Source organism: Bradyrhizobium sp. SUTN9-2, from assembly GCF_003122645.1.
Taxonomy (GTDB): domain Bacteria; phylum Pseudomonadota; class Alphaproteobacteria; order Rhizobiales; family Xanthobacteraceae; genus Bradyrhizobium; species Bradyrhizobium yuanmingense.
Genome location: NZ_LAXE01000001.1, coordinates 1,481,261 through 1,496,449 on the forward strand (window position 1 = coordinate 1,481,261; position 15,189 = coordinate 1,496,449).

General features: G+C 65.2%; 12 protein-coding genes. 11 read left to right on the forward strand and 1 reads right to left on the reverse strand.

Annotated elements, in window-relative coordinates; translation table 11 throughout:
* Nucleotide 1: 1 nt before the first annotated feature.
* The 4 genes from XF30_RS06985 (at nucleotide 2) to XF30_RS07000 (ending at nucleotide 5,891) form a co-directional block, all read left to right on the forward strand.
* Nucleotides 2–1,873: an AMP-binding protein gene (locus tag XF30_RS06985; protein ID WP_109142271.1), complete on the forward strand. Its 1,872-nt coding sequence runs from the start codon at nucleotides 2–4 to the stop codon at nucleotides 1,871–1,873.
* A gap of 158 nt (nucleotides 1,874–2,031) precedes the next feature.
* Nucleotides 2,032–3,159, forward strand: a complete 1,128-nt coding sequence (locus XF30_RS06990) for an acyl-CoA dehydrogenase family protein (RefSeq protein WP_109142272.1) — start codon at nucleotides 2,032–2,034, stop codon at nucleotides 3,157–3,159.
* Between the two features lie 118 nt (nucleotides 3,160–3,277).
* Nucleotides 3,278–4,519 (forward strand): acyl-CoA dehydrogenase, encoded by a 1,242-nt coding sequence (locus XF30_RS06995; protein ID WP_109142273.1) that lies wholly within the window; start codon nucleotides 3,278–3,280, stop codon nucleotides 4,517–4,519.
* Nucleotides 4,520–4,646: 127 nt separating this feature from the next.
* Nucleotides 4,647–5,891: an acyl-CoA dehydrogenase gene (locus XF30_RS07000; RefSeq protein ID WP_035997043.1), complete on the forward strand. Its 1,245-nt coding sequence runs from the start codon at nucleotides 4,647–4,649 to the stop codon at nucleotides 5,889–5,891.
* Between the two features lie 69 nt (nucleotides 5,892–5,960).
* Here the strand turns inward: XF30_RS07000 and XF30_RS07005 are convergent, their stop codons facing one another.
* Nucleotides 5,961–7,556, reverse strand: coding sequence for an ABC transporter substrate-binding protein (locus XF30_RS07005; protein ID WP_035997046.1), 1,596 nt, complete (start codon nucleotides 7,554–7,556; stop codon nucleotides 5,961–5,963).
* Between the two features lie 199 nt (nucleotides 7,557–7,755).
* Between XF30_RS07005 and XF30_RS07010 the strand changes: the two genes are divergently transcribed.
* The 7 genes from XF30_RS07010 to XF30_RS07040 all read left to right on the forward strand — a co-directional run bounded on the left by XF30_RS07010 (nucleotide 7,756) and on the right by XF30_RS07040 (nucleotide 15,118).
* Complete coding sequence (locus tag XF30_RS07010) at nucleotides 7,756–9,417, forward strand: ABC transporter substrate-binding protein (protein ID WP_109142274.1); 1,662 nt, start codon at nucleotides 7,756–7,758, stop codon at nucleotides 9,415–9,417.
* A 193-nt stretch (nucleotides 9,418–9,610) separates the two neighbouring features.
* On the forward strand, nucleotides 9,611–10,564 hold the full coding sequence (locus tag XF30_RS07015) for an ABC transporter permease (RefSeq protein WP_074447673.1): 954 nt from the start codon (nucleotides 9,611–9,613) through the stop codon (nucleotides 10,562–10,564).
* Nucleotides 10,565–10,567: 3 nt separating this feature from the next.
* Nucleotides 10,568–11,473 (forward strand): ABC transporter permease, encoded by a 906-nt coding sequence (locus XF30_RS07020; RefSeq protein ID WP_035997066.1) that lies wholly within the window; start codon nucleotides 10,568–10,570, stop codon nucleotides 11,471–11,473.
* Between the two features lie 3 nt (nucleotides 11,474–11,476).
* Nucleotides 11,477–12,538, forward strand: coding sequence for an ABC transporter ATP-binding protein (locus XF30_RS07025; protein WP_192893058.1), 1,062 nt, complete (start codon nucleotides 11,477–11,479; stop codon nucleotides 12,536–12,538).
* Nucleotides 12,535–12,732 carry a hypothetical protein gene (locus tag XF30_RS07030; protein ID WP_109142275.1) on the forward strand — a complete coding sequence of 66 codons (198 nt, stop codon included), beginning with the start codon at nucleotides 12,535–12,537 and terminating at the stop codon, nucleotides 12,730–12,732. The genes XF30_RS07025 and XF30_RS07030 overlap by 4 nt, the downstream gene beginning before the upstream one ends.
* Nucleotides 12,729–14,144 carry an Asp-tRNA(Asn)/Glu-tRNA(Gln) amidotransferase GatCAB subunit A gene (locus XF30_RS07035; protein ID WP_035997075.1) on the forward strand — a complete coding sequence of 472 codons (1,416 nt, stop codon included), beginning with the start codon at nucleotides 12,729–12,731 and terminating at the stop codon, nucleotides 14,142–14,144. Before XF30_RS07030 ends, XF30_RS07035 begins: the two co-directional genes overlap by 4 nt.
* Nucleotides 14,141–15,118 carry an ABC transporter ATP-binding protein gene (locus XF30_RS07040; protein WP_035997077.1) on the forward strand — a complete coding sequence of 326 codons (978 nt, stop codon included), beginning with the start codon at nucleotides 14,141–14,143 and terminating at the stop codon, nucleotides 15,116–15,118. The genes XF30_RS07035 and XF30_RS07040 overlap by 4 nt, the downstream gene beginning before the upstream one ends.
* Nucleotides 15,119–15,189: the final 71 nt, after the last annotated feature.

Consider the following 15,189-nt stretch of genomic DNA (forward strand, 5'->3'; position numbering starts at 1 on the left):
AATGAGTGGAAGCGCGGCGGCAGTGATGACGAAGCCCGCCTTTCGCAAGGTGCAGTGGCTCGCGCGCGACATCGACGTCGAGCGTCGCGGCGACGGCACGGTGGTGCTGAAGTCGCGCATTCCGCTGCAGCCTCATGAGAAGCACATCCCGGCCTCGCTGGCGAAATGGGCCAAGGAAGCACCCGAGCGCATCTGGCTGGCGCAGCGCGGCGGCCCGAACCGCGAATGGCGCAAGGTGTCCTATGGCGAAGCCAAGCGCATCGTGGACGCGCTGACGCAAGGCCTGCTCAATCTCGAGCTCAAGGGCCGGCCCGTCACGATCCTCTCCGGCAATTCGATCGAGCATGCGCTGATGACGCAGGCCGCGATGCAGGCGCGCGTTCCGGCAGCGCCGGTATCGCCGGCCTACTCGTTGATGAGCCACGACCACGTCAAGCTCAAGTACCTGTTCGACCTGATCAAGCCGGCCGTACTGATGGTGCAGGACGGACCGATCTTCGAGAAGGCGCTGAAGGCGCTCGACCTCAGCGGCGTCACCGTGGTTCACGTCGCGCGGCCCTGCGAGGGCATCAAGAGCGTCAGCTTTGCCGAGCTCGCGGCAACGCGTGTCACGGCCGATGTCGAGGCCTCGATCGCGAAGATCACGCCGCAGACCGTCGGCAAGCTGCTGTTCACATCAGGCTCGACCGGCATGCCCAAAGCCGTCATCAACACGCAGGAGATGATGTGCGCCAATGCAGCGATGATGATGCAAGTGCGGCCGCGCGATCCGAACGGACCGATCTCGACCATGCTGGACTGGATGCCCTGGAACCACACCATGGGCGGCAATGCCGCGTTCCACCCGATCCTGGTCGACGGCGGCACGCTCTATATCGACGACGGAAGGCCGATGCCGGGCCAGTTCGAGGAGACCCTGCGCAATCTGCGCGAGATCTCGCCGACCTATTATGCCAACGTGCCGGCCGGCTATGCCGCGCTGGCAGCGGCCATGGAGAAGGACGACGCGCTCTGCCGTTCCTTCTTCAAGAATCTCTCGATCATGGCCTATGGCGGCGCGCGTCTGCCCGACGATCTCTACGAGCGCATGCAGGCCCTCGCAGTGAAGACCACCGGCGAGCGCATCGTGTTCTACACCGGCTGGGGTTCGACCGAGACCGCGCCGACCTCGACCGGCACCTATTGGGACACCGAGCGCGTCGGCCTGATCGGCCTGCCGTTCCCCGGCGTCGAGTTGAAGATGGTGCCGTGCGGCTCGAAATACGAGTTGCGCCTGCGCGGCGTCAATGTCACGCCCGGCTATTTCGGCCAGCCTGAGCTGACGAAGAAGATGTTCGACGAGGAAGGTTTTTATTGCATCGGCGATGCCGGCGTCTTCGTCGACGATTCCGATCCGGTGCAAGGCATCATCTTCGCCGGCCGCGTGGTGGAGGACTTCAAGCTCACCACGGGCACATTCGTACATGTCGGCTCGCTGCGGACCGATGCGATCGCGGCCGCCACGCCCGTGGTGCACGACGCGCTGGTCGCGGGGCAGGACCGTCCCTTCATCGGCCTCCTGGCCTGGCCGAACCTGCACGCCTGCCGGCAGCTGGTCGGCAATCCCGATCTCAGCTTTGCGGATGCTGTGAAGCATCCCGAGGTGATCGCTTGCTTCAGGCGCGGCCTGGAAGCCCACAACCGTGAATGCGAAGGGGCCAGCAGCCGTATCATCGCGCGCGCGATGCTGATGGTCGAGCCGCCCTCGATCGACGGCAACGAGCTCACCGACAAGGGCTACATCAACCAGCGCGCCGGCCTGGAACGCCGCGCGGCGCTGGTGGAGCGGCTCTATGCGGACAAGCCGGATCAGGATGTGATCGTGCTGAAATGAAGACGACACTCGCTCCATTCGTCATTCCGGGGCGCGCGCAGCGCGAGCCCGGAATCCATCGGGCCGCATATGCGTGGCGAAATGGATTCCGGGTTCGCCGCTGCGCGGCGCCCCGGAATGACGGCAATAAATGACAACGAATAAGAGGTAAGCCCGCCATGAACTTCGACTTCTCCGACGATCAAAAGCAGCTCCGCGACCAGGCGCGCAAGTTCCTCGCCGAGAAATGCTCGCCCAAGGCGGTGCGTGTCGTGCTCGACGGCAAGGCGCCTTACGACAAGGAGCTGTGGAAAGGCCTCGCCGAGATGGGCTTCCTCGGCGTCGCGATTCCCGAGGAGTTCGGCGGCGCCGGCGCCGGTCATCTTGAGCTGTGCGTAATCGCGGAAGAAATGGGCCGGGCCAACGCGCCGGTGCCGTTTTCCTCGACCGTGTACCTCGCCGCCGAAGCGCTGCTGATCGCCGGCAGTGACGCGCAGAAGAAGAAATGGCTGCCGGCGATTGCTTCCGGCGAGGCCATCGGCACGCTGGCGCTGTTCGAGGGCAAGGGCAACCCGTCGCCGAAGAACGTCAAGCTGACGGCTGCAACCGGCGTGCTCAACGGCGTCAAGAAGCCGGTCGCCGACGGTGCGATTGCCGATTTTGCGGTGGTCGCCGCGCGCACGGGATCGAGTGGGCGCGACAATGACATCTCGCTGTTCCTGGTCGATCTCAAGGCCGGCGGCGTCGATGTGAAGAGCCTCACCAACCTCGATCCGACCCGCGGACAGGCCGAGATCACCTTCAAGGACGCCAAAGCCGAGCCGCTCGGAGCTGCGGGCGACGGCTGGAGCATCCTCACCCAGGTGCTCGACCGCGCCGCGGTGCTGTGCGCGTTCGAGCAGGTCGGCGGCGCCGATCGCGCGCTGGAGATGGGCCGCGACTACGCGCTGGACCGCATCGCCTTCGGCCGGCAGATCGGCTCATTCCAGGCGGTCAAGCACATGCTCGCCGACATGTACGTCTCGGCGACGCTGGCGCGCTCCAACAGCTATTACGGCGCCTGGGCGCTCTCGACCAATGCGGCCGAACTGCCGGAAGCCGCCGCCGCCGCGCGCATCAGCGCGACGCAAGCGTTCCAGCACTGCGCCAAGAACAACATCCAGGTCCATGGCGGCATGGGCTTCACCTGGGAATTCGACTGCCACATGTACTATCGCCGCGCCAACGCGATGGCGCTCGGGCTCGGCAGCCTCACTTATTGGGAAGATCAGCTGATCGATCGGATGCGGAAGAAAAACGCAGCGTAACGACAGGTGCGTAGGGTGGGTTAGCCGAAGGCGTAACCTACCACCGACCGGCAGTGCTCGACAGAATTGGTGGATTACGCCTCCGGCTAATCCACCCTACGGACAACAGAGAACCAAGATGAACTTCGACGACACCCCGCAGGAAGCCGAGTTCCGCGCCACCGCCCGCGCCTGGATCAGTGCCAACGCGCCCAAGCAATACGAGGACGAGCTGCGCAAATCCTCACTCGGCCGCACCGTGCTCAAGAACGCTGACATTCTCGAAGTGGCAAAAGCCTGGCAGAAGAAAAAGGCCGACGCCGGCTGGGCCTGCCTGCACTGGCCGAAGGAATATGGCGGCCGTGGCGCCTCGCCGATCGAGCGCGTGATCTGGCAGCAGGAGGAGGGGCCGTTCGGCCAGCTGTCCCGCATGTTCATCATCGGTCACGGCATGTGCGGGCCGACCATGATGGCGTTCGCGCGCGAGGAGCACAAGCGGACCTATCTGCCGCCGCTCGCCTCCGGCGAGAAGGTCTGGTGCCAGCTGTTCTCCGAGCCCGCCGGCGGCTCGGATGTCGCGGGCCTGCGCACACGCGCCGAGAAGGACGGCGACGACTGGATCATCAACGGCCAGAAGATCTGGACCTCGGGTGCACATTATTCAGACTACGGCATCCTGCTCACGCGCACCGATCCGACCGTGCCCAAGCACAAGGGCCTCACCATGTTCTTCCTGGACATGAAGAGCCCGGGCGTCGAGGTGCGGCCGATCAAGCAGGCGAGCGGCGCCTCGGACTTCAACGAGGTTTATTTCACCAATGTCCGCATCCCCGACCATCAGCGCCTCGGCGAGGTCGGTGACGGCTGGAACGTCTCGCTGACCACGCTGATGAACGAGCGCAGTGCGATCGGCGCGGCCGTCTCGACCGGTTTCCCCGAACTGTTCGAGTACTGCTCCAGCCTGATGCTCGACGACGGCCCGGCGATCGAGGATCGCGCGGTGCGATCCAAGCTGGCGAACTGGGCGGTGAAGGCAAGCGGGCTGAAATACACCAGCATGCGCGCGATCTCGGCGCTGTCGAGGGGCGAACGCCCAGGACCGGAGAACTCCATCGGCAAGCTGGTGGCCGGCTCCATGATCCAGGACGTTGCGACCTATGCGCTCGATCTGCAGGGCGCGTCCGGAATCGTCAGCGGCGAGGATGGCGAACTGGCGGGCCGTTTCCAGGCCATGCTGCTGCGTGCGCCGGGTACACGCGTCGAGGGCGGCACCGACGAGATCATGCGCAACATCATCGCCGAACGGGTGCTGGGCCTGCCCGGCGACATCCGCGTCGACAAGGACGTGCCGTTCAACAAGATCCCGACGAAGGGAAGATGACTTCGAATTCGTAGGGTGGGTTAGCGAAGCGTAACCCACCACGTTCGCAACGATACTCGATAGAAGTGGTGGGTTACGCCTTCGGCTAACCCACCCTACGCACCGCGCAAGGATTGAGAGGTCCGCCATGAATTTCGACGACACCCCGCAGGAAGCCGCGTTCCGCGAGACCGCGCGCAAATGGATCGAGGCCAATGCGCCGAAGGAATTGCAGGCCGAGCTGTCAAAGTCCTCGCTCGGCCGCATCCGCCTTGCCAATCGCGACATCGTCGATGTCGGCAAGGCCTGGCAGAAGAAGAAGTTCGAGGGCAATTGGGCCTGCCTGCACTGGCCGAAGGAGTATGGCGGCCGCGGCGCGACGCCGATCGAAAAGGTGATCTGGCAGCAGGAGGAGGGCGTCTACGGCAAGCTGACGCAGCCGTTCCAGATCGGCGAGGGCATGTGCGGCCCGACCGTGATGGCGTTCGGCAGCGAGGAGGCCAAGCGCCGTTACTTGCCGAAGCTCGCATCGGGCGAGGAGATCTGGTGCCAGCTGTTCTCCGAACCGTCTGCCGGCTCCGACGTCGCAGGGCTTCGCACCCGCGCGGAGAAGAGGGGCGACGTTTGGGTCGTCAACGGCCAGAAGATCTGGACCTCGGGCGCCCATTATTCCGACTACGGCCTTCTGATCGCGCGCACCGATCCCAACGTGCCCAAGCACAAGGGTCTCACGATGTTCTTCCTGGACATGAAGAGCCCCGGCGTCGAGGTGCGTCCGATCAAGCAGGCCAACGGCATGCAGGAGTTCAACGAGGTCTATTTCACCGATGTCGTGATCCCCGACAGCCAGCGGCTGGGCGCCGTCGGCGACGGCTGGAACGTCTCGCTGACCACGCTGATGAACGAGCGCATGTCGATCGGTGCGCGGCTCGCGACCGGCGTGCCCGAGATGTTCGAGCTCTGCTCGAACCTGATGCTGGAGGATGGCCTCGCCATCGACGATCCCGCCGTGCGCTCGAAGCTTGCGAGCTGGGCGGCCAAGTCGAACGGCCTGAAATACACCAGCTACCGCACAATCTCGGCGCTGTCGAAGGGCGAGCGGCCGGGCCCGGAGAATTCGATCGGCAAGCTGGTCTCGGGCATGATGCTGCAGGACATCGCGACTTACGCCATGGACCTGCAGGGCGCGGCCGGTGTTCTCACCGGAAATGACGAGGAAACGGCCCAGGGCCAATTCCAGCAGATGCTGCTGTCCTCGCCCTCGATGCGCATCGCCGGCGGCACCGATGAGATCCTGCGCAACATCATCGCCGAGCGCGTGCTCGGCCTGCCGGGCGACATCCGCGTCGACAAGGACGTGCCGTACAACAAGATCCCGACCAAGGGGCGGTGATCGCGCGCGCTGAGCATGCACCAAGGGTGGGCAAAGGCGCAAAGCGCCGTGCCCACCCTTGCGTGTTGCTCACTCCACCCCGATCGTCGTCAGATCCTGGAACCAGTGCTGCGCCTGCACGAACTGCTTGATCTTCGGTGACAGCGCGTGCGGGTTGGTATCGTGGACGACCCACACCAGCGTGGCATCGTCCACAATCAGCGCGTGCGCCTGCGCCAGCAATTGGTCCTGCTTGGTGCTGTCGAACGTCTGCTTGGCCTCGTCGATCAGCGCGTCGACCTTGGGGTTCTTGTAGCCGCCCCAATTGACGCCAACCGGCGCGATCTGGCCCGAATGGAAGAAGCGGACGATGGCGTAGAGCGGATCCGAGGTGACATAGGCGATGTTGTTGGAGGTGATGCCGGCGTTCATCTCGTCGGCGGCGCCCTTGCGCCAATGCGTATAGAGCGTCTCCAGCTCGACCACCTTGAAGTCGATCTCGATGCCGATCTCCTTGAAGCTCTGCTGCAGGAATTCGTTCATCGGCAGTGACAGCATCTGGCCGGTGCCGCCTTGCGCGATGATGAAGGTGGTCTTCAGCGGCTTTGCTTTGGAATAGCCCGCTTCCTCCACCAGCTTCTTGGCGGCGGCGAGATCATATTTCAGCTCGAAGCTGGGCTTGCCGAACCACGGGCTCGACGGGTCGACCTGGCCCTTGGCGGGCTTGGCGAGGCCGTTCATCAGCCCGACGACTTCGTCGCGGTTGATCGCAAGATTCAGCGCCTTGCGCAGGCGGATGTCGGTCCAGGGCGAGCCCGGCAGCACGCTGAGGTGATAATTCCACACATGCGGCGTGACGTTGTCGACCAGCTTCATGCCCGCCGCCTTCAGCTGCGGCACGGCATCCGGGGCCGGCGTCTCGATCAGGTCGACCTGGCCGGCGAGCAGCGCATTGGTGCGCGTCAGCGCTTCCGGCATCGGCACCAGCACGATCTTGTCGGCCTTGGGAATGCGCTTCTTGTTCCAGTAGTCCGGATTTTTGCTGAGCTCGGCGAGCTCGCGCGGCACCAGCTTCGTCAGCTTGAACGGGCCGGTTCCGGAGGGCTGGCTGGCGAACTTGTCCCAATCCTTCCCGAGCTTCTCATATTGCGCCGGGCTCGAGACCAGGAACCACAGCATCTGATAGGGGAAGAAGGAATCCACCGTCTTGGTGGTGATCTCCACGGTGAAGTCGTCGATCTTGGCGTAGCTGGCGACGGAGGGAAGGCGGGTCTTGACCTGCGCGCTCTGCCGCTTGTCGAATTGCGGCGCCTTGTCGTTGAGCACCTTGTCGAGATTCCAGATCACCGCATCGGCGTTGAAATCGCTACCGTCGTGAAACTTCACGCCCTTGCGCAGGGCGAAGCGCCACTTCGTCTTGTCGGCGTCGTCCACCTTCCATTCGGTGGCGAGGCCCGGCACCAGCTTGCCGGGGCGGTCGGCGACGTCCATTTCCCAGGCCACCAGCGGATCGTAGATCGTATAGGCCGTGAACTGATAGGCGCCGGCGCCACGATCTGGCTGGCCAGTGGTGAGTGGAATATCCGCCATCGAGATGCCGTAACGCACCACCGTTTCGGCGTGCGCCGTGATTACGGACACCGCCAATGCAAGCACGGCGAGACAGGTCGATAGGCGAATACGCATGGCCCAAAGCTCCAGGGGGGATCTGGAACCGAACCTGCAATCTTGATGCCAGAATAGGCAGCGCGCCGATTTCGCCCGTGCGTCATCACAAGGACTTGTCGTCGCAGGGGCAATTCGCAGAAAAAGTTTTCCCTTGGCATAGCCATTGCATACGATTGCATCAAAATTAATCATCGGAAGCCGGAAAGGGACTGAGGCGATGTTTATCAAGAACAACAACACACGGGCGGCGCTGATCGCGCTGGTGGCGCTTGGCAGCGCAGCTGCATGGCCGCGGGTGGCGGCTGCCGAAACTGTGCTGCGCATCGGCATGACTGCTGCCGATATTCCGCGCACGCTCGGCCAGCCCGATCAAGGTTTCGAGGGCAACCGCTTCACCGGCCTCACCATGTACGATGCGCTGACCAGCTGGGACCTGTCCTCTGCCGACAAGGCGAGCGTGGTGATCCCCGGCCTTGCCACCGAATGGAAGGTCGACGATGCCGACAAGACCAAATGGGTCTTCAAGCTGCGCCCCGGCGTCACCTTCCATGACGGCTCGCCGTTCAACGCCGACGCGGTGGTGTGGAACGTCGAGAAGGTGCTGAAGCAGGATGCGCCGCAATTCGACGCCAGCCAGGTCGGCGTCACGGCCTCGCGCATGCCGACGCTGGCCTCCGCGAAGAAGATCGACGACATGACCGTCGAGCTCACCACCAAGGAGCCCGACAGCTTCCTGCCGATCAACCTAACCAATCTGTTCATGGCAAGCCCGGCGAAGTGGCAGTCCTTCTACGACAAGGCCGAAGGCGCCGATGCCAAGGCGAAATCGCAGGCCGCATGGACCGCCTTCGCCAGGAGCGCCTCGGGCACCGGCCCGTGGAAGATGGCGAGCTTCACCCCGCGCGAGCGGCTCGAGCTGGTCAAGAACGCGACCTACTGGAACAAGGCGCGCGTGCCCAAGGTCGACAAGATGGTGCTGCTGCCGATGCCGGAAGCCAACGCGCGCACCGCGGCGCTGCTGTCCGGCCAGGTCGATTGGGTCGAGGCGCCGGCACCGGACGCGCTGCCCGAGCTCAAGCAGCGCGGCTTCAAGCTCTATTCCAACGAGCAGCCGCACGTCTGGCCGTGGCAGTTCTCGCGCGTCGAGGGCTCGCCCTGGAACGACATCCGAGTGCGCAAGGCCGCGAACCTCTGCGTCGACCGCGAAGGCCTCAGGGACGGTCTGCTCGCGGGGCTGATGGTGCCGGCGTCCGGTACCTTCGAGCCCGGTCATCCCTGGCGCGGCAATCCCACCTTCCAGATCAAGTACGACAAGGCGGCTGCGCAAAAGCTGATGCAGGAGGCCGGCTACGGTCCCAATAAGAAGCTGACCGTGAAGACGCAGACGTCGGCGTCCGGCTCGGGCCAGATGCAGCCCTTGCCGATGAACGAGTATCTCCAGCAGGCGTTGGCCGAATGCTATTTCGACGTCCAGCTCGACGTCATCGAATGGAATACGCTATTCACCAACTGGCGCCGCGGCGCCAAGGATCCCAGCGCCAACGGCTCGCACGCGACCAACGTCACCTACGCGGCGATGGACCCGTTCTTCGCGCTGGTGCGCTTCCTGCAGTCGGGCATGGCGCCGCCGGTCTCGAACAATTGGGGCTTCATCAACAACCCCAAATTCGACGAGCTGGTGAAGAAGGCGCGCCAGACCTTCGATCCCGCCGCGCGCGACGCCGCACTCGCCGAATTGCACGCAGCCTCCGTCGATGACGCCGCCTTCCTCTACGTCGCCCACGACGTCGGCCCGCGCGCCATGAGCCCGAAGGTGACAGGCGTCGTGCAACCGAAGAGCTGGTTCATCGACTTCTCGCCGGTGTCGATCGCGCAGTAGCTCTGTCGATTTGCTCGGTGCACCCTCTCCCCTTGTGGGAGAGGGTGGCTTCGCTTTAGGGAAGCCGGGTGAGGGGTCTCTCTCCGCGGATGCGGACCCTTCGATTGGAAAAGTTGCGTCCGCGGACCGAACCCCTCATCCGGCGCTTGCGCGCCACCTTCTCCCGCAAGGGGAGAAGGAAGAAAGAAGACCAGTGCTCGCCTATACCGCCAGACGCATTGTCTACGTCGTCCCGATCGTCATCAGCGTCGCGCTGGTGTGCTTCTTGCTCGTGCACATCACGCCGGGCGATCCGCTGGTCGCCGTGCTGCCGGCCGATGCGTCGCAGGAGCTCGCCGCGCAGCTGCGCGCCGCCTACGGCTTCGACCGGCCGCTGCCGGTGCAGTTCGGCCTGTGGCTGTTGCGTGCCCTTCACGGCGATCTCGGCAATTCCATCGCGACGGGGCGTCCGGTGCTGGCCGAGGTGATGCGCGCGGTCGGCAACACCGTCACGCTCGCGATTGCCGCCGCCATCATCGGCTTCACCATGGGCGTCCTGCTCGGCCTGATCGCCGGCTATTTCCGCGAGACCTGGGTCGACAAGGTCGCGACCTCCTTTGCCATCGCCGGCGTCTCGGTGCCGCATTACTGGCTCGGCATGCTGCTCGTCATCATTTTCTCGGTCCAGCTGAACTGGCTGCCCGCGGTCGGCGCCGGCCCCAGCGGCTCCAATTCCTGGGCCTGGGATTGGGCGCACCTCAAATATCTCGTGCTGCCGGCGATCACGACGTCGGTGATCCCGATGGGCATCGTCACCCGCACGGTGCGCGCGCTCACTGGCGACATTCTCTCGCAGGACTTCGTCGAGGCTTTGCGTGCAAAGGGCCTGCGCGAAACCGGCGTGTTCCGCCACGTCATCAAGAATGCCGCGCCCACCGCGCTCGCGGTGATGGGGCTTCAGCTCGGCTACATGCTCGGCGGCTCGATCCTGATCGAGACCGTGTTCTCCTGGCCTGGCTCGGGCTTCCTGCTCAACTCGGCGATCTTCCAGCGTGACCTGCCGCTGCTGCAGGGCACGATCCTGATCCTGGCGCTGTTCTTCGTCTTCCTCAATCTCCTGGTCGACATCGCCCAAGCCGCGATCGACCCGCGCATCAAGCGGGGCTAGCCGATGAGCGAGCTTCCGTTGTCCGCCACCGCCAGCGATGCCGCGCTGCAGGCCGCGCCCGCCACCAAGGCGCGCGGTTATTGGGCGACCGTCGGCCGGCGCATCATGCGCGACAAGGTCAGCATGGCCTGCGCTCTGGTGCTGCTGCTGATCTTCCTGTCCGCGATCCTCGCGCCGTGGCTCGGGCTCGAAGACCCCTACAAGGGTTCGATGATCCGCCGCCTCCGCCACATCGGCACCACAGGCTATCCGCTCGGCACTGACGAGCTCGGCCGCGACATGCTGGCCCGGCTGATCTATGGCGGGCGCCTGTCGCTGGTCATCGGCATCCTGCCCGTGATCCTGGCCTTCTGCATCGGCACCTCGCTCGGCATCATTGCCGGCTATGTCGGCGGCAAGCTCAACACCGCGATCATGCGCACGGTGGACGTGTTCTACGCCTTCCCGTCGGTGCTGCTGGCGATCGCGATCTCCGGCGCGCTCGGCGCCGGCATCCTCAACTCCATCGTGGCGCTGACCATCGTGTTCGTGCCGCAGATCACCCGCGTCGCCGAGAGCGTCACCACCGGCGTGCGCAACATGGACTTCGTCGAGGCCGCACGTGCCTCCGGCGCGGGCGCCTTCACCATCATGCGCGTCCACATCCTCGGCAACGTGCTGGGCGCGATCTTCGTCTATGCCACCAGTCTGATCTCGGTCTCGATGATCCTGGCGGCCGGTCTGTCCTTCCTCGGCCTCGGCACCAAGCCGCCGGAGCCGGAATGGGGCCTGATGCTGAACACGCTACGCACCGCGATCTACGTTAATCCCTGGGTCGCAGCCTTGCCGGGCGCGATGATCTTCGCGGTCTCGATCTGCTTCAATCTGCTCTCGGACGGCCTGCGTAGCGCCATGGACATCAGGAACTAGGCCATGAGCGAAACCAACACCTCCGTCGAAATGCTGGAGCCGGTCGAGGACCGCGGTGGGCTCGCGCAGCCGCTGCTGCAGGTCAACGGCCTGACCAAGCATTTCCCGGTGCGCGGCGGCCTGTTCGCCGCCAAGCGCACGGTGCGTGCCGTCGACAATGTCTCCTTCTCTGTCGCCAAGGGCGAGACGGTCGGCATCGTCGGCGAGTCCGGCTGCGGCAAGTCCACCACCGCGCGGCTCCTGATGCACCTGATGCCGCGCGATGACGGCGACATCATCTATGACGGCATGACCGTCGGCCAGTCGCTAAGCTTGCGCGAGCTGCGCCGCGGCATGCAGATGGTGTTCCAGGATTCCTACGCCTCGCTCAACCCGCGCCTGACGATCGAGGAATCCGTCGCCTTCGGTCCAAAGGTCCATGGCATGGCCGATGGCGCGGCGCGCAACCTGGCGCGAGAGCTGCTCGGCAAGGTCGGCCTGCGCCCGGAAAACTTCGCCAACCGCTATCCGCACGAGATTTCCGGCGGCCAGCGCCAGCGTGTCAACATCGCGCGCGCGCTGGCGCTGTCGCCGCGGCTGGTGATCCTGGACGAGGCCGTCTCGGCGCTCGACAAATCCGTCGAGGCGCAGGTGCTCAACCTGCTCGCCGATCTCAAGCGCGAATTCGGCCTCACCTATCTCTTCATCAGCCACGACCTCAACGTGGTGCGCTACATCTCGGACCGCGTGCTGGTGATGTATCTCGGCGAGGTCGTCGAGCTCGGCCCGGTCGACCAGGTCTGGGACAGCCCGGCGCATCCCTACACCCGGGCGCTGCTCGCCGCGATGCCGTCTTCGGATCCCGACAAGCGCACCGAGACGCCGCCGATCACGGGCGATCCGCCCAATCCGATCGATCCGCCCCCCGGCTGCCGCTTCCACACCCGCTGCCCGTTTGCGGAGCCGCTCTGCGCAAATGCGACACCAAAGCTCACCGCGCTGGATAATATGGGTCACGAGGCCGCGTGCTACATGGCGATACCGGGTTCAGGCCACAGCCGCGCCCCCAGGGGAGAAACCGCATGACGAGACCGACACCGAAAGAGATCAAGCCGATCGCGCATATCGCCGGCGTCCCCGTGGACGACGAGATCGCAACCCGCATCTCCAACGCCATCGGCCCCGCCTTCGAAGGCTTCGCCGCGATCGCCGGCACGCTGCCGTTCGATCTGGAGCCCGCAACTTACGTGCTCGCGCAGACGCAGAAGGTGTCCAAATGAGCCGTGAGCCCGCTCTGATGACGCTCACCGAGGTCGCGCGCGCGATCGCGATGAAGCAGGTGTCCTCGCACGAGGCGACGCGTGCGCTGCTGCAGCGCATCGCGCAGTGGCAGCCGCATCTCAACGCCTTCATGTCGATCGAGGCAGAAGCGGCATTGAAAGCGGCGGATGCCGCCGATGCCGAGCTGGCCAAGGGCAATGTCCGCGGTCCCCTGCATGGCGTGCCGCTTGCGCACAAGGACATGTATTACGATGCCGGCCACGTCTCGACCTGCGGCTCGCTGATCCGCCGCGACTTCGTGCCGAACGTCACGTCCACCGCCTTGCAGCGGCTCAAGGACGCCGGCCAGGTCCGGCTCGGCACGCTGCATCTCGCCGAGTTCGCCTATGGCCCGACCGGACACAACGCTCATTACGGTCCGGTGCGCAATCCCTGGAACGTCGCCCATATCACCGGCGGCTCCTCATCCGGCTCCGGCTCGGCGGTGGCCGCGCGCCTGACCTATGCGGCGCTTGGCTCCGACACCGGCGGCTCGATCCGCATGCCCGCACATTTCTGTGGCGTCACGGGGCTCAAGACCACGGTCGGCCGCGTCAGCCGCGCCGGCGCAATGCCGCTGTCGCAATCGCTCGACACCGTCGGCCCGCTGGCCCGCACCGCCGAGGATTGCGCGCTCTTGCTGGCGCTGATGGCCGGGCCCGATCCCGCCGATTCGACCTGCAGCCACGAGCCGCTCGCGGACTACGTCGCAGCCACCAAGGCTTCGCTGAGGGGTCTCAAGATCGGCGTGCCCGCCTCATTCTATGTCGACGATCTCGACAGCGAGGTCGCGCGCGTGCTGGACGAGACCATCGCGGTGCTCAAGCGCGAGGGCGCCGACATCGTCAAGGTCGAGCTGCCGGACCAGCGGCAATTGTCCTCGGCCAGCCAGCTCGTGCTCGCCGCGGAAGCTGCCGCCTTCCACAAGCGCTGGATGATCGAGCGTCCGCAGGACTATGGCCCGCAGGTCTTGATGCGGCTTCAGAACGGCCTCGCCGTTCCCGCCATCACCTATCTCGAAGCGATGCGTTGGCGCGGGTCGGCGCTCGCGGCCCACAATGCCGCGACGGCAGGCGTCGATGCGGTGATCGCGCCGGCGTCCCCGGTGCCGGCGCCGACGATCGAGGAGAGCGACGTCGGCGGCGGCCCGAACGCGCCGGCGCTGTTGCAGCGGCTGACGCTGTTCACCCGCCCGGTGAATTTCCTGGGCTTGCCGTCACTGACCATTCCTTCGGGCTTCACCACGACCGGCCTGCCGGTCGGCATGCAGCTGATCGGCCGCTCCTTCGACGAAGCCACCCTGCTGACCATCGGCGCCGCGTACCAGCGCGTCACCGACTATCACGACCGATTGCCGAAGCTGCCGTCATGAGAAACCTCGTCGAGATCTCAGGCCTCAACATCCGCTTCACCGGCGAGCGCACGGTCTATGCCGTGAACGATCTCAGTCTCTCGCTCGGCAATAGCGAGGTGCTGGGCCTGCTCGGCGAATCCGGTTCGGGCAAGAGCGTGACGCTGCGTGCCTTGATGCGCCTATTGCCGAAGAAGCGCACGCAGATTTCGGGGACGGTCAACGTCATGGGACAGGACGTGCTGGCCATGAACGACGAGCAGCTGTCGTCGTTCCGCGGCCAGACCGTCTCGATGATCTTCCAGGAGCCGGCGCTTGCGCTCGATCCGGTCTACACGATCGGCGCGCAGATCGCCGAAAGCGTGGTGCGCCACGAAGGCAAGAGCTTTGCAGAAGGGCGCGCACGGGCGCTGGAGATGCTCGAGGTCGTGCGCATTCCCTCGGCCAAGCGCCGGCTGGATGCCTATCCGCACGAAATGTCCGGCGGCATGCGCCAGCGCGCGATGATTGCGCTGGCGCTGGCCTGCCGGCCAAAAATCCTGCTGGCGGACGAACCGACGACGGCGCTCGATGCCACCGTGCAGATCCAGATTCTGCTCTTGCTGCGGGAGCTGCAGCGCGAGTTCGGCATGTCCGTCATCTTCGTCACCCACGACATCGGCGTCGCCATCGAGATCTGCGACCGCGTCGCGGTGATGTATGCGGGCCAGATCGTGGAGCAGGGCACCTTGCGCGACATCGTCCGCTCGCCGGTGCATCCCTATGCCAAGGGCCTGCTCGCCTCCACCATCCACGGCGCCAAGCGCGGACAGCGGCTGGAGACCATCCCCGGCACGCCGCCGTCGCTGGCCGAGAAGCCGCACAATTGCTCCTTCGCTCCCCGCTGCAAGCTCGCCGAGCCGCGCTGCCTGGAGCAATTGCCCGGGAATGTCGCGGTCGGGCCGGGTCGGGCCGCCAGATGCGTCCTGGCGGAGCCGGCCACCGTGCTGTCATAGTTCGGATGAGTTGAACCGGGCTGTGCGAGCCTTTCCAGCATTCACACCCCGTTCATTCCGGTTCCCGTTCC

Bases quoted from the DNA above. Each gene is read 5' to 3' on its own strand.
- XF30_RS07040 (WP_035997077.1), top strand. From the start codon at position 14,141: ATGAGAAACCTCGTCGAGATCTCAGGCCTCAACATCCGCTTCACCGGC.
- XF30_RS06995 (WP_109142273.1), top strand. From the start codon at position 3,278: ATGAACTTCGACGACACCCCGCAGGAAGCCGAGTTCCGCGCCACCGCC.
- XF30_RS07030 (WP_109142275.1), top strand. From the start codon at position 12,535: ATGACGAGACCGACACCGAAAGAGATCAAGCCGATCGCGCATATCGCC.
- XF30_RS07000 (WP_035997043.1), top strand. From the start codon at position 4,647: ATGAATTTCGACGACACCCCGCAGGAAGCCGCGTTCCGCGAGACCGCG.
- XF30_RS07010 (WP_109142274.1), top strand. From the start codon at position 7,756: ATGTTTATCAAGAACAACAACACACGGGCGGCGCTGATCGCGCTGGTG.
- XF30_RS07020 (WP_035997066.1), top strand. From the start codon at position 10,568: ATGAGCGAGCTTCCGTTGTCCGCCACCGCCAGCGATGCCGCGCTGCAG.
- XF30_RS06985 (WP_109142271.1), top strand. From the start codon at position 2: ATGAGTGGAAGCGCGGCGGCAGTGATGACGAAGCCCGCCTTTCGCAAG.
- XF30_RS07025 (WP_192893058.1), top strand. From the start codon at position 11,477: ATGAGCGAAACCAACACCTCCGTCGAAATGCTGGAGCCGGTCGAGGAC.
- XF30_RS06990 (WP_109142272.1), top strand. From the start codon at position 2,032: ATGAACTTCGACTTCTCCGACGATCAAAAGCAGCTCCGCGACCAGGCG.
- XF30_RS07005 (WP_035997046.1), bottom strand. From the start codon at position 7,556: ATGCGTATTCGCCTATCGACCTGTCTCGCCGTGCTTGCATTGGCGGTG.
- XF30_RS07035 (WP_035997075.1), top strand. From the start codon at position 12,729: ATGAGCCGTGAGCCCGCTCTGATGACGCTCACCGAGGTCGCGCGCGCG.